Annotated in this window: 23 protein-coding genes; 8 read left to right on the plus strand and 15 right to left on the minus strand. The window is 55.4% G+C overall.

All coding sequences use genetic code 11. The annotated features are described in order from the left end of the window. The first annotated feature begins 5 nt into the window (after positions 1–5). From tdcD to BH714_RS20185, 5 genes are all read left to right on the plus strand, one after another. Positions 6–1,214 (plus strand): propionate kinase, encoded by a 1,209-nt coding sequence (tdcD, locus tag BH714_RS20165; protein ID WP_020883568.1) that lies wholly within the window; start codon positions 6–8, stop codon positions 1,212–1,214. 15 nt (positions 1,215–1,229) lie between these two features. Next, complete coding sequence (pflB, locus tag BH714_RS20170) at positions 1,230–3,524, plus strand: formate C-acetyltransferase (protein ID WP_040018775.1); 2,295 nt, start codon at positions 1,230–1,232, stop codon at positions 3,522–3,524. A gap of 151 nt (positions 3,525–3,675) precedes the next feature. Continuing rightward, complete coding sequence (locus tag BH714_RS20175) at positions 3,676–4,086, plus strand: Spy/CpxP family protein refolding chaperone (RefSeq protein ID WP_014171738.1); 411 nt, start codon at positions 3,676–3,678, stop codon at positions 4,084–4,086. A gap of 262 nt (positions 4,087–4,348) precedes the next feature. Beyond that, positions 4,349–5,680 carry an SLC5/6 family protein gene (locus BH714_RS20180; protein ID WP_025202948.1) on the plus strand — a complete coding sequence of 444 codons (1,332 nt, stop codon included), beginning with the start codon at positions 4,349–4,351 and terminating at the stop codon, positions 5,678–5,680. A 20-nt stretch (positions 5,681–5,700) separates the two neighbouring features. After that, positions 5,701–7,002, plus strand: a complete 1,302-nt coding sequence (locus BH714_RS20185) for an L-cysteine desulfidase family protein (RefSeq protein ID WP_020883571.1) — start codon at positions 5,701–5,703, stop codon at positions 7,000–7,002. Positions 7,003–7,044: 42 nt separating this feature from the next. On the opposite strand, the gene BH714_RS20190 is transcribed toward BH714_RS20185, so the two are convergent. Continuing rightward, positions 7,045–7,746 (minus strand): pirin family protein, encoded by a 702-nt coding sequence (locus tag BH714_RS20190; RefSeq protein WP_014171735.1) that lies wholly within the window; start codon positions 7,744–7,746, stop codon positions 7,045–7,047. A gap of 103 nt (positions 7,747–7,849) precedes the next feature. Between BH714_RS20190 and BH714_RS20195 the strand changes: the two genes are divergently transcribed. After that, positions 7,850–8,752, plus strand: coding sequence for a LysR family transcriptional regulator (locus BH714_RS20195; protein WP_014171734.1), 903 nt, complete (start codon positions 7,850–7,852; stop codon positions 8,750–8,752). A 39-nt stretch (positions 8,753–8,791) separates the two neighbouring features. On the opposite strand, the gene BH714_RS20200 is transcribed toward BH714_RS20195, so the two are convergent. From BH714_RS20200 to BH714_RS20250, 11 genes are all read right to left on the minus strand, one after another. Then, positions 8,792–9,157: a DUF805 domain-containing protein gene (locus tag BH714_RS20200; protein WP_014171733.1), complete on the minus strand. Its 366-nt coding sequence runs from the start codon at positions 9,155–9,157 to the stop codon at positions 8,792–8,794. A 106-nt stretch (positions 9,158–9,263) separates the two neighbouring features. Further along, entirely contained in the window at positions 9,264–10,250 is a 987-nt protein-coding gene (locus tag BH714_RS20205; protein ID WP_020883573.1) for a glutathione S-transferase family protein, read from the minus strand. A gap of 72 nt (positions 10,251–10,322) precedes the next feature. Continuing rightward, positions 10,323–10,715, minus strand: coding sequence for a DoxX family protein (locus BH714_RS20210; protein ID WP_006178691.1), 393 nt, complete (start codon positions 10,713–10,715; stop codon positions 10,323–10,325). Between the two features lie 209 nt (positions 10,716–10,924). Beyond that, a complete protein-coding gene (locus tag BH714_RS20215) occupies positions 10,925–11,221 on the minus strand; it encodes a YqjK-like family protein (RefSeq protein ID WP_020883574.1) in 297 nt (98 codons plus the stop codon). Further along, positions 11,218–11,616: a phage holin family protein gene (locus BH714_RS20220; protein ID WP_040018778.1), complete on the minus strand. Its 399-nt coding sequence runs from the start codon at positions 11,614–11,616 to the stop codon at positions 11,218–11,220. The genes BH714_RS20215 and BH714_RS20220 overlap by 4 nt, the downstream gene beginning before the upstream one ends. A gap of 1 nt (position 11,617) precedes the next feature. Further along, positions 11,618–11,923 carry an ElaB/YgaM/YqjD family protein gene (locus BH714_RS20225; protein ID WP_003862645.1) on the minus strand — a complete coding sequence of 102 codons (306 nt, stop codon included), beginning with the start codon at positions 11,921–11,923 and terminating at the stop codon, positions 11,618–11,620. A gap of 29 nt (positions 11,924–11,952) precedes the next feature. Continuing rightward, positions 11,953–12,321 (minus strand): DUF1090 domain-containing protein, encoded by a 369-nt coding sequence (locus BH714_RS20230; RefSeq protein ID WP_014171729.1) that lies wholly within the window; start codon positions 12,319–12,321, stop codon positions 11,953–11,955. Positions 12,322–12,464: 143 nt separating this feature from the next. Further along, complete coding sequence (gene mzrA, locus BH714_RS20235) at positions 12,465–12,848, minus strand: EnvZ/OmpR regulon moderator MzrA (protein WP_020883575.1); 384 nt, start codon at positions 12,846–12,848, stop codon at positions 12,465–12,467. A 2-nt stretch (positions 12,849–12,850) separates the two neighbouring features. After that, positions 12,851–13,513, minus strand: coding sequence for a DedA family general envelope maintenance protein YqjA (yqjA, locus tag BH714_RS20240; protein ID WP_014171727.1), 663 nt, complete (start codon positions 13,511–13,513; stop codon positions 12,851–12,853). Positions 13,514–13,857: 344 nt separating this feature from the next. Continuing rightward, positions 13,858–14,634, minus strand: a complete 777-nt coding sequence (gene exuR / locus BH714_RS20245; RefSeq protein WP_014171726.1) for a transcriptional regulator ExuR — start codon at positions 14,632–14,634, stop codon at positions 13,858–13,860. 117 nt (positions 14,635–14,751) lie between these two features. Continuing rightward, complete coding sequence (locus BH714_RS20250; protein WP_014171725.1) at positions 14,752–16,050, minus strand: MFS transporter; 1,299 nt, start codon at positions 16,048–16,050, stop codon at positions 14,752–14,754. A gap of 473 nt (positions 16,051–16,523) precedes the next feature. Between BH714_RS20250 and uxaC the strand changes: the two genes are divergently transcribed. Then, positions 16,524–17,936, plus strand: a complete 1,413-nt coding sequence (uxaC, locus tag BH714_RS20255; protein WP_040018780.1) for a glucuronate isomerase — start codon at positions 16,524–16,526, stop codon at positions 17,934–17,936. A gap of 17 nt (positions 17,937–17,953) precedes the next feature. Then, positions 17,954–19,441, plus strand: a complete 1,488-nt coding sequence (locus BH714_RS20260; RefSeq protein WP_014171723.1) for a UxaA family hydrolase — start codon at positions 17,954–17,956, stop codon at positions 19,439–19,441. Between the two features lie 102 nt (positions 19,442–19,543). Here the strand turns inward: BH714_RS20260 and sstT are convergent, their stop codons facing one another. From sstT to BH714_RS20275, 3 genes are all read right to left on the minus strand, one after another. Then, positions 19,544–20,785 (minus strand): serine/threonine transporter SstT, encoded by a 1,242-nt coding sequence (gene sstT, locus BH714_RS20265; RefSeq protein WP_040018783.1) that lies wholly within the window; start codon positions 20,783–20,785, stop codon positions 19,544–19,546. A 235-nt stretch (positions 20,786–21,020) separates the two neighbouring features. After that, on the minus strand, positions 21,021–21,989 hold the full coding sequence (locus tag BH714_RS20270; protein ID WP_020883576.1) for a TerC family protein: 969 nt from the start codon (positions 21,987–21,989) through the stop codon (positions 21,021–21,023). 263 nt (positions 21,990–22,252) lie between these two features. Next, positions 22,253–23,251 carry a Gfo/Idh/MocA family protein gene (locus BH714_RS20275; protein WP_014171720.1) on the minus strand — a complete coding sequence of 333 codons (999 nt, stop codon included), beginning with the start codon at positions 23,249–23,251 and terminating at the stop codon, positions 22,253–22,255. Between the last annotated feature and the right edge of the window lie 15 nt (positions 23,252–23,266).

Here is a 23,266-nt window from a genome sequence, read left to right on the forward strand (position 1 = left end):
ACACCATGATTGAGTTTCCGGTTGTATTGGTTATTAACTGCGGATCGTCCTCTGTTAAGTTTTCAGTACTCGATGCCAGCAGCTGTGATGCCCTGATGACGGGCATTGCAGACGGGATTAACACTGAAAAAGCCTTTATTTCCGTGAACGGGGGTGAGCCAGCCAGACTGGCTCACCATGACTACGAAGGGGCGCTGGCAGCCATCGCCCTGGAGCTGGAGAAGCGTGACCTGATGAGCAGCGTGGTCCTGATTGGCCATCGTATTGCGCACGGCGGCGACCTCTTCAGCGAGTCGACCCTTATCACGGAACAGGTTATTGAGCAGATCCGTCAGGTTTCCTCGCTGGCACCGCTGCATAACTACGCCAACTTAAGCGGCGTCGAGGCAGCCGAACGCCTGTTTCCGGGCATACAGCAGGTGGCGGTGTTTGACACCAGCTTCCACCAGACGCTGGCCCCGCAGGCCTATCTGTACGGGCTGCCGTACCGCTATTTTGAAGAGCTTGGCGTGCGGCGCTATGGCTTCCACGGGACGTCCCACCGCTACGTTGCCGGGCAGGCGCATGCCTTGCTCGGGATTTCGCCTGAGGACAGCGGGCTGGTGATTGCCCATCTCGGCAACGGGGCATCCATCTGCGCGGTACGCAATGGTGAGAGCGTGGATACCTCCATGGGCATGACGCCGCTGGAAGGGCTGATCATGGGGACCCGCTGTGGCGACGTTGATTTCGGCGCCATGGCCTGGATAGCCCAACAGACCGGACAGTCATTTGAGGATCTGGAACGCGTCGTCAATAAAGAGTCCGGCCTGCTGGGGATCTCGGGAATATCCTCCGATCTGCGAGCTCTCGAAAAGGCCTGGCATGAGGGACATCAGCGGGCACAGCTGGCGATCCAGACCTTTGTTCACCGTATCGCACGGCATATTGCCGGTCACGCGGCGTCGTTACACCGCCTGGACGGTGTGGTGTTCACCGGCGGGATTGGTGAGAACTCCAGACTGATCCGCACGCTGGTGGCGGAACACCTGGCCGTCTTTGGCATCACCCTCGATGAAGCCAAAAATGCCCTGCCGGGCAGCGCAGGTGAGCGCGTGATCACCACCGATTCGTCCCGCGTGGCCTGCGCGGTGATCCCAACCAACGAAGAAAAAATGATCGCGCTGGATGCCCTCCGTCTTGGGAAGGTCATTCCGGCTGCGGCTTATGCCTGACAGAGCGAGAAATTCATGAAAGTAGCAATCGATACGCGCGTGGCCCCTTACAGCGACGCATGGGCCGGGTTTCGCGGTGAAGAATGGAAAGACACCGTCAACGTGCGCGATTTTATTCAGCATAACTATACCCCTTATGAAGGCGACGAAACTTTCCTCGCGCAGGCGACGCCAGCAACGACGGCGCTCTGGGAGAAGGTAATGGTGGGCATTCGTCAGGAGAATGCCACCCATGCGCCGGTGGATTTTGACACCAACATTGCCACCACCATCACGGCCCACGGACCGGGCTATATTGACCAGCAGCTGGAGACGATCGTCGGCCTGCAAACCGATAAGCCGCTCAAACGTGCGCTGCATCCGTACGGCGGGATCAATATGATCCGCAGTTCATTCGAAGCCTATGGCCGTGAGATGGATCCGCAGTTCGAATATCTCTTTACCGAACTGCGCAAAACCCATAATCAGGGGGTCTTTGACGTTTACTCCCCCGAGATGATGCGCTGTCGTAAATCAGGCGTGCTGACCGGGCTACCGGACGGCTACGGACGCGGGCGCATCATCGGCGATTACCGTCGCGTGGCGCTGTACGGCATCCGCTATCTGGTGCACGAGCGTGAGCGCCAGTTCGCGGATCTGCAGGGCAAACTCGAACGGGGTGAAGATCTGGAGGCGACGATCCGCCTGCGTGAAGAGCTGGCGGAACACAAACGCGCACTGCTGCAGATCCAGCAGATGGCAGCGAACTATGGCTTCGATATTTCTCGCCCGGCGATGAATGCGCAGGAAGCGGTACAGTGGGTTTACTTTGCCTATCTGGCCGCAGTGAAATCCCAGAACGGCGGGGCGATGTCGCTGGGACGCACGGCCTCGTTCCTGGATATTTATATCGAACGCGATATCGAGGCGGGTCGCCTGAGTGAGATCCAGGCGCAGGAACTGGTCGATCATTTCATCATGAAGATCCGCATGGTGCGCTTCCTGCGTACTCCGGAGTTCGACACGCTCTTCTCCGGCGATCCTGTCTGGGCCACCGAAGTGATTGGCGGAATGGGGCTGGATGGTCGCACGCTGGTCACCAAAAACAGCTTCCGTTACCTGCATACCCTGCACACGATGGGACCTGCACCGGAGCCAAACCTGACGATCCTGTGGTCCGAACAACTGCCCGTCGCATTCAAGAAGTACGCTGCACAGATGTCGATCGACACCTCGTCGCTGCAGTATGAGAACGACGACCTGATGCGCGTGGATTTCAACAGCGACGACTACGCCATTGCCTGCTGCGTCAGCCCGATGGTGATCGGCAAGCAAATGCAGTTCTTTGGCGCCCGCGCTAACCTGGCGAAAACGCTGCTGTATGCGATCAACGGCGGGGTGGATGAGAAGCTGAAGATCCAGGTCGGGCCGAAAACCGCGCCGCTGCTGGATGAGGTGCTGGATTACGACACCGTGATGGCGAGCCTGGATCACTTTATGGACTGGCTGGCGGTGCAGTACATTAGCGCGCTGAATCTCATTCATTACATGCACGATAAGTACAGCTACGAAGCCTCGCTGATGGCGCTGCACGACCGGGACGTTTACCGCACCATGGCCTGCGGTATCGCCGGGCTGTCGGTGGCGGCGGACTCGCTGTCCGCCATCAAATACGCCACGGTAAAACCCGTACGCGACCATACCGGCCTGGCGGTCGATTTTGTGATTGAAGGGGACTACCCGCAGTACGGTAACAATGATGACCGCGTGGACAGCATTGCCTGTGACCTGGTGGAACGCTTTATGAAGAAAATTCAGGCGCTGCCGACCTACCGCAACGCGGTGCCGACCCAGTCGATCCTGACCATTACGTCGAATGTGGTCTACGGCCAGAAGACCGGCAATACGCCGGACGGACGCCGCGGCGGTACGCCATTCGCACCGGGCGCGAACCCGATGCACGGACGAGACAGGAAAGGGGCGGTGGCCTCGTTAACCTCTGTCGCTAAGCTGCCGTTCACCTATGCGAAAGACGGGATCTCTTACACCTTCTCCATCGTGCCTCAGGCGCTGGGCAAGGATGAGAGGGTGCGCAAAACCAACCTTGTCGGGCTGCTGGACGGGTATTTCCACCACGAAGCGGCCATTGAGGGGGGACAGCACCTCAACGTTAACGTCATGAACCGGGAGATGCTGATGGAGGCGATTGAGCACCCGGAGAACTATCCCAACCTGACCATTCGTGTCTCAGGGTATGCGGTGCGCTTTAATGCGCTGACGCGCGAGCAGCAGCAGGACGTGATCTCAAGGACGTTTACCCAGGCACTGTGATCGTCGTCTGAAACAGGCCCCCTTTGGTTAAGGGGGCTTTTTTGTCCGCGGAACATACAAAAATGTTTATATAATTACTCACACATCTTCATCCGCTTCTGAAAAACAATGCGCCTGCTTTTCCCCTGAAACAGTATGTAAGGACAGTAAGATGATGAAAATGACCCGTATCACCCTGGTTGCTGCCTCGCTGGTGGCGTGCAGTTTTGCCGCACAGGCCGCTGACGTTGAAGCTGCCCCCTCTCCGGCGCAGGATCCGCTGGTGCAACACCTCAAGCTGAGCAACGATCAGATTAAGAAGATCGACGCGCTGCATCAGACGCTGGAACAAAATGTCAGCAAGATCCCGATGACCGGCGTGAAAGATGGTGCGCTGATCGAGATGTTCCAGACAGGGAAATGGGATGAAAGCACGGTGAAAAACCAGCTTGCCGCGTTCAGTAAAATTGAAGAGCAGACCCGCTATTACCGCGTCAAATACTACTTTGATGTCAGCCAGGTTCTGACAGCGGAGCAGCGTAAACAGGTGAAAACCGATATGGCGAACGCGCTGGCTAACTGATGACACACCCGCGCATGTCGCGGGTTTTTTATTTCTTGATCGGCATCACTTTTAGAAAAACCCATCGATTATTCATCATATCAGAGTATTTATTTCTCTCGCTTGCGAAAAGCCTTATAAATATTGTGACTTTTTTCTCCCGCTCTCCACGTATGATTTGTCCATTCCAATAACACACACCTGCAGCAGTCTGGCTCATTATCGCTGGTGGTCAGAATCCCATAAAAACAACTGGTTACCCTACAAAATAAGCGAGTGCCTTATGGATACGGCAACAAACAGCAGTGTGATTGTGAACGATTCACCCGCGGCAAAGCGGGCAGGGATGAGTGAAAGCGAGTGGCAGGAGGCCATTAAATTCGACAGCACCGATACGGGCTGGGTCATCATGAGTATCGGAATGGCCATCGGCGCGGGGATTGTTTTTCTCCCGGTACAGGTGGGGCTGATGGGACTGTGGGTGTTTCTGCTTTCGTCAGTGATTGGCTATCCGGCCATGTACCTGTTTCAGCGGCTGTTTATTAACACGCTGGCAGAATCGCCGGAGTGCAAAGATTATCCAAGCGTCATCAGCGGCTACCTCGGTAAGAACTGGGGCATTTTATTAGGTGCGCTCTATTTCGTGATGCTGGTTATCTGGATGTTCGTCTACTCCACCGCCATCACCAACGACAGCGCCTCCTATTTACACACCTTCGGCGTGACGGAGGGGCTGCTCTCTGAAAATCCGTTCTACGGTCTGTTCCTGATCTGCATCCTGGTGGCGATCTCCTCCCGTGGCGAGAAACTGCTGTTTAAAGTCTCCAGCCTGATGGTGCTGACCAAGTTATTTGTGGTGGCGGCGCTCGGGTTGTCGATGATTGGCCTCTGGCATTTAGCCAACGTGGGCATGCTGCCACCCGTGGGGCTACTCATTAAAAACGCGATTATCACGTTGCCGTTTACCTTAACGTCGATTCTGTTTATTCAGACATTAAGCCCGATGGTGATCTCCTATCGTTCACGCGAAAAATCGGTTGAAGTGGCGCGCCATAAAGCGCTGCGGGCGATGAACATCGCCTTCGCGATACTCTTCGTGACGGTCTTTTTCTACGCGGTCTCGTTCACCCTGGCAATGGGGCATGATGAGGCAGTCAAAGCCTACGAACAGAATATTTCCGCACTGGCAATTGCCGCGCAGTTTATCAGTGGCGACGGTGCCGGCTGGGTCAAAATTGTCAGCGTTATCCTGAATATTTTTGCCGTCATGACCGCGTTCTTCGGCGTGTACCTGGGCTTTCGTGAAGCGACGCAGGGCATTGTGATGAACATTCTGCGCCGCAAAATGCCGGCAGAGAAAATCAACGAAAACACCGTACAGCGCGGCATCATGCTGTTTGCCATTCTGCTGGCATGGAGCGCGATTGTGTTAAACGCGCCGGTACTGAGCTTCACCTCTATTTGCAGCCCCATCTTCGGCATGGTGGGGTGTTTGATTCCGGCGTGGCTGGTCTACAAAGTGCCGGCGCTGCACAAATATAAAGGCGTGTCGCTGGTGATCATTATCATCACCGGTCTGCTGCTGTGTGTTTCTCCTTTCCTCGCGTTTTCTTAAGGGCAAACAAGGTCGTAACGATGTCAGAGCAAACTCAATCTTTATGGAATCAATTTATTCGGGCGGTGCAGGAGGAAGTTAAACCTGCACTGGGGTGTACCGAGCCGATCTCTCTGGCGCTGGCTTGTGCGATGGCCGCGGAGCTTCTGCCGGGTGACGTCACACAGATTGAGGCGTGGGTTTCACCGAATCTGATGAAAAATGGCCTTGGCGTGACGGTACCTGGCACCGGGATGGTTGGGTTGCCGATTGCGGCGGCACTGGGGGCCATTGGCGGCAACGCGCACGCCGGGCTGGAGGTACTGAAAGATGCCACTGCTGATGCGCTGGTGCGTGCCAAAGCGCTGCTGGACGCCGGACAGGTGCAGGTCAAGCTGCAGGAGCCGTGCGATGACATCCTCTACTCCCGCGCCTGCGTTCACGCCGGACAGGCCTCGGCGATGGTGACCATCGCCGGTGGGCATACGCGGGTGGTGGAGATTGTCTGTCAGGGCGAAACCCGCTTTACGCTTGATTCTCAACCCGACGAGAGGAACGACGATCCGCTGGCGGTACTTTCAAACGCCACGCTATCGCAGATCCTTGAGTTTGTGGAGCAGGTGCCGTTTGACGCGATCCGCTTTATCCTGGCTGCCGGACAATTAAATGATGCGCTCTCCCGTGAAGGTTTAAGCGGAAAATGGGGGCTGCATATTGGCGCGACGCTCAATAAGCAGCGCGCTCGCGGATGGATAGCGCAGGACCTGGGCTCGGATATTGTCATTCGCACCAGCGCGGCCTCGGACGCCCGAATGGGCGGGGCGACGCTGCCGGCAATGAGCAATTCCGGATCGGGCAACCAGGGGATCACGGCCACCATGCCGGTTGTGGTGGTGGCGGAACATGTCCAGGCGGATGATGAACGTCTTGCCCGGGCGCTGATGCTTTCACACCTTTCGGCTATTTATATCCACGCCCAGCTTCCGCGCCTGTCGGCGCTGTGTGCGGCTACCACGGCGGCGATGGGGGCGGCGGCAGGCATGGCCTGGCTGATGGGCGGAAGCTATCAGACGCTCTCAATGGCAATCAGCAGCATGATTGGCGATGTCAGCGGGATGATCTGCGATGGCGCGTCCAACAGTTGTGCCATGAAGGTCTCAACCAGCGTCGGCAGTGCCTGGAAAGCGGTGATGATGGCGCTGGATGATTCGGCGGTAACGGGCAATGAAGGGATTGTGGCGCACGATGTGGAGCAGTCGATCGCGAACCTGTGTTCGCTGGCGTGCCGCGCCATGCAGGCGACGGACCGGCAGATTATTGAGATTATGGCACGTAAAGTGTAACGGTTTCCTCTCTCCCCGCCGGGGAGAGAGGAGCATCGGGTGTTAAACCGGTAAATCAATTAACAGCGCGCGCAGCGGCGAATCAGCAACCAGCGTGATATTCGCTTCGTCGCGAATAAACGCCCCGTCACCGCAGGTGAGCGCTTCTTTCTCTTCCGTATGCGTCACCGCATGCACCGTACCGTGAATCGATTGCAGATAGGCGCGCGGACCATGAAGCTGGAAGCTCGCCTGTTCCCCTTTCTTCAGTTCGATATGGTGCAACCACACCTGCTGGCGCAACTGCAGGCTGCCTTGACTGCCGTCCGGGGAGGCTATCAGCTGCTGCCTGTCGCCCGTCAAATCTAACTTCTGTACCAGCGGGTTTTCCCGCTCAGGGCAGGCATCCAGCCACAGCTGCATACGGGTCAGCGTTTTGTCTTTGCTGAGGTTATGCTCGCTGTAACTGATGCCCGGCTGCGTGGAGATTAATAATGCTTCGCCGGCCTTCGCCTGAACATGATTGCCCTCGCTGTCGCGGTATTCTGCTTCGCCTTCCAGGATCAGGTTCAGGATATCGACTTTCGGGTACGTACGCGGCTGGAAGGACGCGCCTGGGGCGAGCACTTCCTGATTCAATACGCGCAATGAAGCGTAACCGAGCAGTTTAGGGTCAAAGTAGTGTCCAAAGGAAAAGGTGTAGCGGGCCTGCAGCCAACCGAAATCGGCTTGTCCGCACTGTTTAGCTGTTCTTGTCGTAATCATAAACTTGACCTCTCTTTACACTAAACAATGGTAAAGGTATGGACGCTTCATTGTTAGCCAGATATTCTGCCCGGTATGTTCAAATTTCCTGAATGAGAACGAGATGGCTAAAGAGAGAGCATTGACGCTTGAGGCGCTTCGCGTCATGGACGCAATTGATCGGCGTGGCAGTTTTGCCGCGGCGGCAGATGAACTGGGGCGCGTTCCGTCTGCGCTCAGCTATACCATGCAGAAGCTGGAGGAAGAGCTGGACGTGGTGCTCTTTGACCGCTCCGGTCATCGAACAAAATTCACTAACGTCGGACGGATGCTGCTGGAGCGTGGTCGCGTCCTGCTGGAAGCGGCGGACAAGCTGACGACGGACGCCGAAGCGCTGGCGCGCGGCTGGGAAACCCATCTGACGCTGGTGACGGAAGCGCTGGTGCCCACCGAGGCGCTGTTCCCGCTGGTGAACCGGCTGGCCGACAAAGCAAACACCCAGTTATCGATCATCACCGAGGTGCTGGCCGGGGCCTGGGAGCGACTGGAGACGGGCAGGGCGGATATCGTCATTGCCCCGGATATGCACTTCCGTTCCTCATCTGAAATCAACTCCCGCAAGCTCTACAGCGTGATGAACGTCTATGTCGCCGCACCCGATCATCCGATTCACCAGGAGCCGGAGCCGCTCTCGGAAGTGACTCGGGTGAAATACCGCGGGGTCGCGGTCGCAGATACCGCACGCGAGCGTCCGGTGTTAACGGTGCAGTTGTTGGATAAACAACCGCGTCTGACCGTCACATCGCTTGAAGACAAACGTCAGGCGTTGCTGGCGGGCCTGGGCGTGGCAACAATGCCGTATCCGTTTGTCGAAAAAGATATTGCAGAAGGGCGGCTACGCGTGGTCAGCCCGGAGTACACCAGCGAAGTGGACATCATTATGGCGTGGCGGCGCGACAGCATGGGTGAGGCCAAATCGTGGTGCCTGCGCGAAATACCCAAGCTCTTTGCCCATCACAACAAATAAAAAATCGAGCCCGGTACGCGAAACGCCACCGGGCTTTATTTATGCGTTGAGTTTTGGATCGGGCCCGAAGCGGTTTTCGCCCGGCGTGCCGGCCTGGCAGTTGAAGACCAGAATGACCAGCCAGCCCACAATCGGGATCAGCAGCAGCAGTAACCACCAGGCTGAACGATCGGTATCGTGTAGCCGTCGGAACAGTACGGCCCATGAGGGAAGCAGGACCAGCAGGCCGTAAATCGTGGTGAGAACACCTTCACCGCCGGCTCGTTCCCAGCCGAGAATTTTATCGATAATGCCCAGCACCATGATGAGGATGAAGTTCACCAGAACGAACATCCAGTACTCTTTACGGCGAGCGCGGCCACCAAATCCAATGTAGTTGCGCAGTACTTTTAAATACCAGTCCATTTTCCTTGCCTCATTAGTCAGTCAATCACTTGTTTTTTAAGCGATCGAGGTAAGGATAGATGGAGATTGTGAATTAAAAAAGGGCATCAATTGATGCCCTTGATATTTATCCGAAACGCACGTCGCGACCGTGCGGTTCATCCAGGTCTTGCCACGGGCCCACCGAGATAATACCCGTCGGGTTGATGGTCTTATGGCTGCGGAAATAGTGGGTGCGGATATGGTTGAAATCGACCGTTTCAGCAATGCCCGGCATCTGATAAATATCGCGCAGGAAACCGTACAGGTTCAGGTAATCGCTGATGCGGTGTTTATCACACTTGAAGTGGGTGACATAAACAGGATCAAAGCGAACCAGCGTTGTCCACAGACGAATGTCTGCTTCCGTCAGGCGGTCGCCCGTCAGGTAGCGATGCTGGCCGAGGATCTGCTCAAGACGCTCCAGCGATTCAAACACTTTTCCCACCGCGTCGTCATACGCTTCCTGGCTGGTGGCAAAGCCGGCCTTGTAGACCCCGTTATTCACGTTGTCGTAAATCCAGCTGTTCAACTCATCAATCTTATCGCGCAGCTCAACCGGATAGTAATCCCCGGCGCGGGCCCCGTGGGCATCAAACGCGGTGTTGAACATGCGGATGATCTCTGCGGACTCATTGCTGACAATGGTCTGGTTTTTCTTGTCCCACAGCACGGGTACGGTCACGCGTCCGGTGTAGTGCGGATCGGCGCGCAGATAGAGCTGATAGAGAAAATCGTGGTGGTAGAGGTCATCACCGGTGGCGGCCGGGAAATCACTGTCAAACGTCCAGCCGTTTTCCAGCATCAGGGGGTTGACCACCGAAACCGGAATTAAGGATTCGAGTCCTTTCAGCTTGCGCACAATCAGCGTGCGGTGCGCCCACGGGCAGGCCAGAGAAACATAGAGATGATAACGGTCTTTCTCAGCCGCAAAGCCGCCTTCGCCGCTTGGGCCCGGTGCGCCATCGGCGGTTAGCCAGTTACGGAAGGCCGAAACAGAGCGCTTGAAGCGTCCCCCGGTGGATTTGGTGTCATACCAGACATCCTGCCAGACGCCGTCTACGAGTTGTCCCATTTTTTTCTCCTCCGTCAATAAGCAAAAGCGAGGAGATATCTCCTCGCTTTGTGTTCATTCAGTATAGCGTGCTTACCACTTCTTATTCAGAACGCGGTCGATGCTGTATGCGCCTGGGCCAGTGATGGCCAGCAGCAGGAAGCCACCCGCGATGGTCAGGTTTTTCATGAACATCAGAGAGTTCACGCCTTCCGCAAAGTTACTGTGGAAGATGAACGCCGTCAGCAGGGTGAAGCCTGCGGTAAACAGTGCCGTGGTGCGGGTCAGGAAGCCGAACAGTACCGCCAGGCCGCCGCCGAACTCAAGGAGAATAGTCAGTGGCAGCAGGAACCCGGGAACACCCATGGCTTCCATGTATTGCTGCGTGCCCGCATAACCGGTGATTTTGCCCCAGCCTGCGGTGATAAACAGAACCGGCATCAGAATACGCGCTACCAGAACACCAACATCTTCTAATTTTTTCATTTTACTCTCCAGGAAACCACATCAGCGGCTGAACTTTATTTGTGTGCAAATTCGGGTAGATACCGCGTCTTTGCTGTCGATGGAGAGGAGTGTAAACGGGGCAGATGGGAATTGTTAGCAAGGAAAACTGTCAATCTTCTTCAAAGATATTGAGTAACGGGGAAGGGGGAAAGTGTGCCGGGTAAGCGAAACGCTACCCGGCATAAGAACTAACGCAGCTGTTGTTGACGAATCGTCGCTTTCACCAGACGCCAGGCGCTCCAGGCACCAAAGCCGCGGCGGGCCCAGCGGATCAGCATATTTGGATGACGAACCGTCCAGATAGCCATCACGCTGCTTCCGACCAGCGCCCATGATCGCAGGCTCAGGAAGGTATTCCAGCCCCGGTCAAAACGACGCGTCGCGTCAACCCAGTCGCGACGACTGGCAGACAAATCCAGCCGTTGCTGCTGGATCTGACTGAGCAGGAATGCTTTTCGCTTCTGACGTTCGGCTTTATCGCTCACGACTTGTCATCCTCCAGCAGGGCGCGATCGTTGGCCAGTTCCTGGCGCGTATGGCGCAGGAAAGTGGATTTGCGTGCTTTACGCATCGTCCATATGCCGCCAATCAATGCCGCAACCAGCAGAACAACGGTGGTGGCAATCATCGCGTTGAGTCGATATTGCGGGTCAATGGCCCAGATGATTAACACCATCAGGCTCATCAGACCAAACGCGGCGAAGAGCATGGTAAGCCCGAGCATCAGCAGCATCTGGAAAAGGTTCGCTTTCTCCTCTTCCAGTTCAACCACTGCCAGTCGGACGCGCGTTTCGGCAATCCCGACCAGCGTCGTCAGAATACGCTGGCCGATGCCGAGGACGTTGTTAGCAGGCCCTTGTGCGTGACGAGGATCTTCCATATTAACGACGCGTCAGCAGGACACCCAGTACCACACCTACCGCGGCACCAATCCCTACACCCGTCCACGGATTATCGCGAACATATTCGTCCGCGCGAGCTGCCGCTTCGCGGGTCTGTTTCGCCAGTGCATCACCGGTTTCACCCAGGCGATAACGGCTCTCTTTCAGCGCCTGCTCAGCTTTGCTGCGCAGTTTGCTGACCTCTTCTTTTGACTTATCTGCAGAGGAGTTCAGCACCTCTTCCAGGGTATCGGCCAGGGATTTCAGTTCAGCGCGCAGATTTTCAGACGTCGTATCTTTTGACATGATTCTCTCCTGTTGAGATTTCCGTTAACTCAATAATCGCGAGCTTCCAGCGCTTTCAGGTCGTCCTGCGCTTCTTTCAACTTCTTCTCGCGCTTAGCAATTTTTTCCGCATCCCCTTTCTCTTTCGCTTCCTGCAGGTCGTGACGGCGCTCGGCTATCTCGTCCTTCTGTTCAGCGATTTTTTTCTGGTGATCGGCACGTAGCTTGCTGTCAGAACAGTTCGCTTTCACTTCGCTCAGCGCTTTTTTGAGACCCTCAACACGATGCTGATTGTTATGCTTTTCGGCATAACTGATCTCACGCTGAATATCCTGTTCTTTCTCCTGACAGAGAGAGTTGGCGAAGGACGCTGTGCTTAAAGAAAAAAGGGCCAGAGCCAGAGTAATGCGGAATTTCATTATCGAAACCTTCCATTGTGTTGCGGCGTGAGCCGCTATCCAGAGTCAAGCGGAGTACATTCATGGGGTGCTCCGCGTACTTAAGCATAGTAAGTAAACGGGGGATTCACCAAAGTGAGTGAAAAGATTCGGAATCCTGGTAATTATCCAAATCTATGCGACGAATCGCGAATCAGTGACAGCCAGGCTGCAGGCTGGTTGTCATCTTCCTGCTGGGCAATGATATAACCGTGCGGCAGCGTACGGTCGAGCACCACTTTCGCGGCGGCACTCTGCGCGCGGGAATCAAACTTAATCAGTAAAACATCGTCCTGCGGGGTGATGCTCTTAAAGCGGATGCCGTTGGCATCAAGATGATGCCACACCGAAAAACCGTCAGGCACGCTGACACCCTGACTCACGGGACGAATGGCCAGCGTCGATTCCTGATGCGAAAGCGTCGTCCAGGCCAGGAACATGAGGCTGAGCAAGCCCAGGGCAATCATGGCCACGGCAAAACGGCGCACGGCAAGCGGTGAGATAACCATCGTTAACCTCTGGCCCCGTATTTCTTCTTCCACAGCACCACCAGCGAACCGACCAGACCAAAGACCAGCAGAACCACCGGTAACAGCATCAGGCAGGACATGAGCTGATCTTCATATTTCATGAAGACCGGCGTTTTGCCCAGCGCATAGCCCAGCGTGGTCAGGATCAGAACCCACAGCAGGCCGCTCATCCAGTTGAAGAACTGGAAGCGGGTGCTGCTTAATCCGGAAAGACCCGCAATGGTAGGCAGCAGGGTGCGTACAAAGGCGATAAAGCGGCCGATCAGGAGCGCGGAAAGCCCGTGCTTATGGAAAAGATGGTGCGCCCGCTGGTGATAATGCGCAGGAAGGTGGGAGAGCCAGTTCTGCACCAGACGCGTATTGCCCAGCCATCGTCCCTGGATATAGCTCACCCAGCAGCCAAGGCTGGCGGCGATGGTCAGTAATAAAATGGTTTGCGGAAAGGCCATTGCCCCTTTGGCACACAGCACGCCGACGAGCACCAGTAAGCTGTCGCCAGGTAAAAAGGCGGCAGGCAGTAAACCGTTCTCAAGGAACAGAATCATAAATAAGACGAAGTAGAGCATGCCAATCATGGAAGGGTTGGCCAGCGTTTCAAAATCCTGCGCCCAGAGGGCATGCAGTAGTTGGGTCAAAAGTTCCATTCAGTGTTCCTGGAAATCGGTTAACGTCACGCCTGTTATCCGGGACAAACAGCACGGCGACATTGTTGTGATTTCATTATGGTCGCTCGCGGACACATTGAGGTGTGGCCAACACTGTTCCCTGTTAATTGGCTGGTTAGCAAGCACTAACTTACAAAATAACGAATTGAATCCAATTGTAACAAAGCCCAAGGTTCTGCGTCACAGAATTTGCAGGGGTGTGATGATTTTGGCGTAAGCCATGGAGGGGAGCGAGGGGATTTACAAAGGCTGACACTATATATGTTTTGCTTACCCACCTCTGCCAGAAGGCGCAGCGAAGCGCCTGCCAGCGAAAAGGTAAACTATTTTGCCGCACTGGCTGCCGTATCGAGATGAACGACAGGATTATCGGCAAAAAGATAGCGGTCAGCGTTAAATTCGAAGTCATCGCTGGTTTCATTGAACAGCATCTGCTTGGTGTTTTCCAGGTGCTGCCACATGGCCAGTTTTGCCGCATGGGGATCTTTGCGAATCAGCGCTTTAAGGATCTGATCGTGATCGTCGCACCAGTTATCCACGGTGCGGGAATCGATGTGATCGTGCAGTTTTTTCCAGTACGGGTTGTGAACGCGCTGAGTCCACATTTTTTCCACGATTGCCGCCAGCGCCGTGTTTTGCGTTGCCAGCGCGACCTGAACGTGGAACTGCAGATCCCACTCTGAATCACGGAAACATTTTTCCTTGCGCGCGTTTTCCTGGATTTCCATCAGCTTCATGATGTCCTGCTTGGTCACCTGGGTCGCTGCAAATTCCGCAATATTGCTTTCGATAAGCTGGCGCGCCTGGAGCAGTTCAAACGGACCGTAGCTGGCGAATTCGAGACTTTCGTCGGCGACCGGGGAGTGTTTCGGCTGATTAGAAATCACGTGAATGCCGGAGCCTTTGCGAACTTCAACGTAGCCTTCCACTTCCAGCATGATAATCGCTTCACGCACCACGGTGCGGCTTACGCTTTTTTCATCAGCGATAAAGCGCTCAGCGGGGAGTTTATCACCGACAAGGTAGACACCTTGCTCGATGCGATCTTTCAGCTCGGCAGCAAGTTGTTGATATAAACGACGTGGTTCGGTGATTTCCATATGCGCTCCAGGCAGGGTACGGCGGATTATTTGTTATACCACTTTTGCGTGCCAGTCTCCAGATTTTGCCATGAAAAAAGCCGCCCGGAGGCGGCTTCTGTGACAGCAGGAGGGGCGCTAACTTTGCGTTGCCGGTCCCCCCAGGGACTCTTTTAGCACCTCTTCTGCCGACTTACTTTTCAGCACCGTCCAGATAACCACTGCACCCATCAGGTCGAAGATAGCCAGTACGGCAAACAGCGGGCTGAAGCCGATAGTGTCCGCCAGCGCACCCACCACCAGAGCAAACAGGGTGCTTGCTGTCCAGGCAGCCATACCGGTCAGGCCGTTAGCGGTAGCCACTTCGTTACGCCCGAAGACGTCAGAAGAGAGCGTAATCAGCGCACCGGACAGTGACTGGTGAGCAAAACCACCGACGCACAGCAGGGCGATTGCCACATACGGGCTGGTGAAGAGGCCGATCATGCCCGGGCCAATCATCAGCACTGCGCCCATCGTCACGACCATTTTACGGGAAACGATCAGGTTCACGCCAAACCAGCGCTGGAACAGCGGTGGCAGATAACCGCCAACGATACAGCCGAGATCGGCAAACAGCATTGGCATCCACGCGAACATCGCAATCTCTTTCAGGTTAAAGCCATAGACCTTAAACATGAACAGCGGGATCCAGGCGTTGAAGGTCCCCCAGGCGGGTTCGGCGAGGAAGCGCGGCAGGGCGATACCCCAGAACTGACGGGTACCCAGAATCTGCCAGACCGTCATTTTTTTGCCGTTGTTGGTCTGATGCTGAGCTTCCTGACCCCCAATGATGTATTCGCGTTCGTCTTCAGACAGTTTTTTCTGATCGCGCGGGTGTTTATAGAAAATCAGCCACGCCATGGCCCACGCAAAGCTCAGTACACCAGAGATAATGAACGCCATCTGCCAGCTGTGCATCACGATAGCCCACACCACCAGCGGTGGTGCAATCATCGCACCGATGGAAGAACCGACGTTGAAATAGCCGACGGCAATAGAACGCTCTTTCGCCGGGAACCACTCAGAGCTGGCTTTCAGCCCGGCCGGGATCATTGCCGCTTCCGCCGCACCTACCGCACCACGTGCCAGCGCCAGACCGCCCCAGCTGCCTGCCAGCGCCGTGGCGCCGCAGAAAATAGCCCAGGCGATGGCGAAGAAGGCGTAGCCGATTTTGGTCCCGAGAATATCCAGAACATAGCCTGCGACAGGCTGCATGATGGTGTAAGCCGCGGAATAAGCAGCAATGATGTAGGAATATTGCTGAGTGGAGATATGCAGCTCTTCCATCAACGTCGGGGCTGCGGCTGCCACGGTGTTACGTGTCAGGTAGCCCAGCACGGTGCCTAACGTCACCAGTGCGATCATATACCAACGTAACCCTTTAATTTTACGCATCTAAAACCTCATCGTTATGTTAATTCCGTGCCTTGCACGGCAACCTCTCGACCGTGTCCGGGAGCGGTTGTGTAACGGGAGGGGCATAACCGGGAGATGTCCCGGAACGGCCCGAACCTTGCCATAAGTAAGCGTGCATAAGTCGGTATCCGTACCGTTAAAACCGGTGTTTTCACACCGGGAATGCATTCCGTCGGCTTAGTGTTTGCGACGGCGAAAAGATAACTTGTCATACAACTTTAAAAGGTGAGTGACATCACAAATGCATGATTATTTGTAGGGACATTATGTGTTACGGATAAAGCCAGTTCTGGCGCGGCCTGGCGAAGGGTTTACCTCATTTGAGGTAATTAATTTGTCTGCGTTTATTGATCTAACTCACGAAAAAATGTTCTGTCTCTGGAAATTGGTGTGATAACTTTGCAGCATCTGAGCATAAGCTTTCTGACGCTCTCGTTACGAGGAAGACGATAATGACACCGTTTATGACCGAAGATTTTCTGTTAGATACCGAATTTGCTCGCCGCCTGTACCACGACTACGCCAAAGACCAGCCAATTTTCGACTACCACTGCCATTTACCGCCGCAGCAGGTTGCCGAAAATTACCGTTTCAAAAACCTGTATGACATCTGGCTGAAAGGTGACCACTACAAATGGCGTGCGATGCGCACCAACGGCGTGGCGGAGCGCCTGTGTACCGGTGATGCAAGCGACCGCGAGAAGTTTGACGCCTGGGCGGCGACCGTTCCGCACACCATCGGCAACCCGTTATATCACTGGACGCACCTTGAGCTGCGCCGTCCGTTCGGCATCACCGGAAAGCTGCTCTCCCCGGCTACCGCCGATGAAATCTGGGATCGGTGCAATGAATTACTGGCGCAGGATACCTTCTCCGCCCGCGGTATCATGAAGCAGATGAACGTGAAGATGGTGGGGACCACTGACGATCCGATTGACTCCCTGGAACATCACGCGGTGGTCGCCCGCGATACCTCGTTTGATATTAAAGTGCTGCCAAGCTGGCGTCCGGATAAAGCCTTTAATATCGAACAGGCGACGTTCAATGATTACATGGCGAAGCTGGCGGAAGTGTCTGACACCGACATTCGTCGTTTTGCAGACCTGCAGAGCGCGCTGACCAAACGTCTGGACCACTTCGCGGCACACGGCTGTAAAGTCTCTGACCACGCGCTGGATGTGGTGATGTTTGCGGAATCAAATGAAGCTGAGCTTGATAGCATTCTGGCACGTCGCCTGTCCGGTGAATCCCTGAGCGAGCACGAAGTGGCACAGTTCAAAACGGCGGTGCTGGTCTTCCTCGGTGCGGAATATGCTCGCCGCGGTTGGGTGCAGCAATACCACATTGGTGCCCTGCGCAATAACAACCAGCGTCAGTTTAAACTGCTGGGCGCGGACGTGGGCTTCGACTCCATCAACGATCGCCCGCTTGCGGAAGAACTTTCTAAGCTGCTGAGCAAACAGAACGAGCAAAATCTGCTGCCAAAAACCATCCTCTACTGCCTGAACCCGCGCGATAACGAAGTGCTGGGTACCATGATCGGTAACTTCCAGGGTGAAGGTATGCCAGGCAAGATGCAGTTCGGTTCCGGCTGGTGGTTCAATGACCAGAAAGACGGGATGGAGCGTCAAATGACGCAGCTGGCGCAGCTGGGTCTGTTAAGCCGCTTTGTGGGCATGCTGACCGACAGCCGTAGCTTCCTTTCTTACACGCGCCACGAATATTTCCGCCGCATTCTGTGCCAGATGATTGGCCGCTGGGTAACCGCGGGTGAGGCCCCTGCCGATATTCAGCTGCTGGGCGAAATGGTGAGAAACATCTGCTTTAACAATGCGCGCGACTACTTCGCCATTGAACTGAACTAAGGCCGTTTGAGGTTGATATGCAATACATCAAAATCCATTCGCTGGATAACGTTGCCGTCGCGCTGGCGGATCTGGCCGAAGGTGAAGTTGTCACCGTTGATAACCAGACGGTAACCCTGCGTCAGGCGGTGACTCGCGGGCATAAGTTTGCCGTGAAGCCGATCGCCCAAGGAGACAACGTTGTTAAATACGGTCTCCCGATTGGTCATGCGCTGGCGGATATTGCGCCGGGTGAGCATATTCATTCCCACAACACCCGCACCAATCTGAGCGATCTGGACGAGTACAGCTATCAACCTGATTTAGCGGCGGAAGAAGCGCAGGCGGCGGATCGCGAGGTACAGATCTACCGCCGGGCGAACGGTGAGGTGGGGATCCGCAACGAGCTGTGGATCCTTCCCACCGTCGGCTGCGTGAATGGGATCGCGCGTCAAATCCAGACGCGTTTCCTGAAAGAGACCCATGACGCCGAAGGTACGGACGGTGTGCACCTGTTCAGCCACACCTACGGCTGTTCTCAGCTTGGCGACGACCACATCAACACCCGCACCATGCTGCAAAACATGGTCCGCCACCCGAACGCGGGCGCGGTGCTGGTGATTGGCCTGGGCTGCGAGAACAATCAGGTGGATGCGTTTCGCGACACGCTGGGTGAGTTTGACCCCGAGCGCGTGCACTTTATGGTGTGTCAGCACCAGGATGATGAAGTGGAAGCGGGCATTGAGCACCTTCACCAGCTGTATGAGGTGATGCGTCACGACAGGCGTGAGCCGGGCAAGCTGAGTGAGCTGAAGTTTGGCCTGGAGTGCGGCGGGTCTGATGGCCTGTCCGGGATCACCGCGAACCCGATGCTGGGCCGCTTCTCAGATTATGTGATCGCCAACGGCGGTACGACGGTGCTGACAGAAGTGCCGGAAATGTTCGGCGCTGAACGTATTCTGATGAGCCACTGTCGCGACGAAGAGACGTTTGAGAAGACCGTCACGATGGTGAACGACTTCAAGCAGTACTTTATCGCCCACAACCAGCCGATTTATGAAAACCCGTCTCCGGGTAACAAAGCGGGCGGGATCACCACGCTTGAAGAGAAGTCTCTCGGCTGCACGCAAAAAGCGGGCGCCAGCCCGGTGGTTGATGTCCTGCGCTACGGTGAACGTCTTAAAACGCACGGTCTGAATTTGCTCAGCGCACCGGGTAACGATGCGGTTGCGACCAGCGCGCTGGCCGGCGCCGGCTGCCACATGGTGCTGTTCAGCACCGGGCGCGGGACACCGTACGGTGGCTTTGTGCCGACGGTCAAAATCGCGACCAACAGCGAGCTGGCAGCGAAGAAAAAACACTGGATCGACTTTGATGCAGGCCAGTTAATCCACGGCAAAGGGATGCCGCAGTTGCTGACGGAATTCGTGGATACCATTGTGGAGTTTGCCAACGGCAGACAGACCTGTAACGAGAAGAATGACTTCCGCGAACTGGCGATCTTCAAGAGTGGCGTGACGCTGTAAGTGTGGTGCGGGTGATGCCCTCATCCCTGTGGAGAGGGTCAAATACTAAAACGGCAACCTTCGGTTGCCGTTTTGCTTTACGTTTTGTCACCGGGCTTTTGTTTACCCGCGTAACGCGTTCTTCGCTAAACGCGCGTCTTCCGCCTGGCATGCCGCTGCGGTGAACAGCACGTCCGTTGAGGAGTTCAGCGCGGTTTCGCAGGAGTCCTGCAATACACCGATGATAAAGCCGACGGCCACTACCTGCATGGCAATCTCATTCGGGATACCGAACATATTGCACGCCAGTGGGATCAGCAGCAGCGAACCACCCGCTACACCCGATGCACCACACGCACACAGCGACGCCACCACGCTCAGCAACAGCGCCGTGGGCAGATCGACCGGAATGCCCAGCGTATGCACAGCCGCCAGCGTCAGCACGGTAATGGTAATTGCCGCACCCGCCATATTCACGGTCGCACCCAGCGGGATGGAAACCGAGTAGGTGTCGCGATCCAGATTCAGCTTCTCCGCCAGCGCCATGTTAACCGGAATGTTTGCCGCAGAACTGCGGGTGAAGAACGCATACACACCGCTCTCGCGCAGGCAGGTTAACACCAGCGGATACGGGTTACGGCGGATCTGCCAGAACACCAGCAGCGGGTTAATTACCAGCGCAACCAGCAGCATGCAACCAATCAGTACCACCAGCAACTGCGCATAGCCCAGCAGTGCGCCAAAGCCGGTGGTCGCCAGTGTGGAAGAGACCAGACCGAAGATGCCAATTGGCGCAAAGCGAATCACGATTTTGACCATAAAGGTCACGGCGTTCGACACGTCGTTGACCAGGTTTTTCGTTGTTTCGTTGCCGTGACGCAGGGCAAAACCAAGACCGATCGCCCAGACCAGGATGCCGATGTAGTTAGCGTTCATCAGTGCCGTAATCGGGTTAGAGACCATGCTCATCAGCAGGCTGCGCAGCACTTCCACAATACCGGATGGCGGGGTGATATCACCCGCAGCGCTGGTCAGGTGCAGCGAGGAAGGGAACAGGAAGCTGAAAACGACGGCTGTTAAGGCTGCAGAGAAGGTGCCCAGCAGATACAGGAACAAGATAGGGCGAATGTTGGTTTTTTGTCCGTGTTGATGATTGGCAATTGACGCCATGACCAGCATCAGCACCAGCACCGGTGCCACGGCTTTCAGTGCGCCAACGAAAATGGTGCCAAGCAGCCCCGTCGCTTCCGCAGCCGGTTTTGACACCATTGCCAGCAGAATCCCCAGTACCAGCCCTACCAGAATTTGTTTAACGAGACTGCCTTGCGCCAGGCGCGCAAAGAGACCAGTTGATTGTGTGCTCATAAAAATTCCTAAGTGAAATTGCGTTCCATCCTTTATGTGCTCTAAGTCACATTTATGTCCGGATGTAAGAAAATGTTTGCCTGGTTGAGTATAGGGAAACCGGATGCGGAGGGAAGCGTAAAATGCTGCATTTTACGTGTTGCGTCATAGTTTTTAACTATTCATTTACAAAAGTGTGCTGGCCCTCTCCCTGGGGGGAAGAGGGCCAGCGTAAAGGCAGCAGGAAGGAGCGTAATTACTCCATCTGTTGCTTCTTATCGTGCTGACGATTAACCCAGGTATTGATAAGCAACGTCACGATCAGAATGCCAAACACCACACCGAGCGAGATAGCGATAGGGATGTGGTAGAAATCGACAATCAGCATCTTGATACCGATAAACACCAGAATCACCGACAGACCATATTTCAGCATTGAGAAGCGCTCAGCCGCGCCTGCCAGCAGGAAGTACATGGCACGCAGACCGAGGATGGCGAACAGGTTAGATGTCAGCACAATGAACGGGTCAGTGGTGACCGCGAAGATAGCCGGAATGCTGTCTACCGCGAAAATCACATCACTCAGCTCAACCAGAATCAGCACCAGCAGCAGCGGCGTGGCAAAAAGCAGGCCGTTCTTACGCACGAAGAAGTGCTCGCTCTCGATCTTGTCGGTCATGCGCAGATGACCACGGATCCACTTCACCAGCGGACGGTCGCCAATGGCGGAGCCATCTTCTTTTGCCAGCGCCATTTTGATCCCGGTGAACAGCAGGAATGCGCCAAAGACATACAGCAGCCATTCGAACTGCGTAATCAGCCAGCTTCCGGCGAAGATCATAATCGTACGCAGGATAATCGCACCCAGCACGCCGTACACCAGCACGCGACGCTGCAGGGCCGCAGGCACGGCAAAGTAGCTGAACAGCATCAGCCAGACGAAGACGTTATCGACCGCCAGGGCTTTTTCAATCAGATAGCCGGTGAGGAACGCGAGCGCCTGAGGATCGGCAACCGCGCGGCCTTCCGTTGAGGCCAGGTACCACCAGAAGGCAGCACAGAAGAGCAGGGAGAGGGTGACCCACACCAGTGACCAGGCCGCAGCCTGTTTCATGGTCATGCCATGTGCGCCGCGACGCCCCTGCAAAAAGAGGTCGATCGCCAGCATGATGAGCACGACAACCGCGAATCCGCCCCACAACATGGGAGTGCCGACAGAATGCATACTATTTTCCTTACACATAAAAAACAAAAACGGCCATGGTCAGAAGACGATAGCCGTTAGCTTTTTATGCATAGACCTCGCCTTCCGGCAAGGTCTCACTTACAACCAAAAAGACGGGCTTTTTGGTTGCCCGGCGACCGGATGCGGTTTTGCACGCATCGTAATGACGATCCACCGGCAAGGAAGTTACTCCCCTTTGCAGGTAACAAAATATGTCAGACCAGTGATTTCGTCAATGGTCTGCACCGTTTCATTACACAGCTTTACGCGATAGCTTCTGCGCCCACGCCATCTGCAGGGAAGACCACGCCGGTTTGACGGCGGATCTCGGTTTGCAGTTTCGCCGTGGTGCGGCTGACCGCCAGCCCAGGGTGATTCACTTCGTTGTCTTCAACCAGACGGGCGAAGACCTCTGCCTCATAGAGCATAGTGTTAATATGCTGAGGCTGCGTCAGCTCCTGCGCTTTGCCGCCGCGTGGGACAATGCTCAGCTTCTGACACTCGGAAATCTTCTCGATAACCAGTGAGCCCGCTTCGCCCTGAATTTCGCTGGGCAGAACGGAATCGCTCACCTTGGAGTGCTGCAGCGTAACGCTGAAATCACCGTAATCCAGCACCACGATGCCGTGCGCATCCACACCGCTTTCCAGCAGGCTGGCCGTGGCGGTGACGCCGTGCGGCTCGCCCCACAGCGCCACGGCAGAGGCCAGACAGTAAAAACCGATGTCCATAATCGAGCCGTTAGAGAAGGCCGGGTTAAAGGTGTTCGGGTTTTCACCGTCCAGATAACGTTGATAGCGCGACGAGTACTGGCAGTAATTAATAAACGCTTTACGCACTTTGCCAATCTTCGGCAGAGACTGCTGTAACAGCAGGAAGTTTGGCAGGCTGGCGGTTTTGAACGCTTCGAACAGCACCACCTGATTGTCGCGGGCAAGCTGAATCGCGGCTTCCACTTCCTGAATGTTCGAGGCCAGCGGCTTCTCGCAAATCACATGTTTTTTATGGCTGAGAAACAGCGACGTTTGCGGAAAGTGCAGGGAGTTTGGGCTGGCGATGTAGACCGCGTCAATGGCGTCACTTTGCGCCATCTCATCGAGCGACGTGAACAGATGTTCAACCAGATAGTCGTTCGCGAAACTCTGCGCCTGCTCCAGGCTGCGGGAATAGACTGCGGTGAGCTTAAATTTGCCGGTTTCATGGGCGGCGTCGACGAACTGGCGGGTGATCCAGTTCGTGCCAATAACTGCGAAACGTATCATAAACGTTTACGTACT

The sequence above is a fragment of the Enterobacter ludwigii genome (genome assembly GCF_001750725.1).
In the GTDB taxonomy this organism is placed as follows: Bacteria; Pseudomonadota; Gammaproteobacteria; order Enterobacterales; family Enterobacteriaceae; genus Enterobacter; species Enterobacter ludwigii.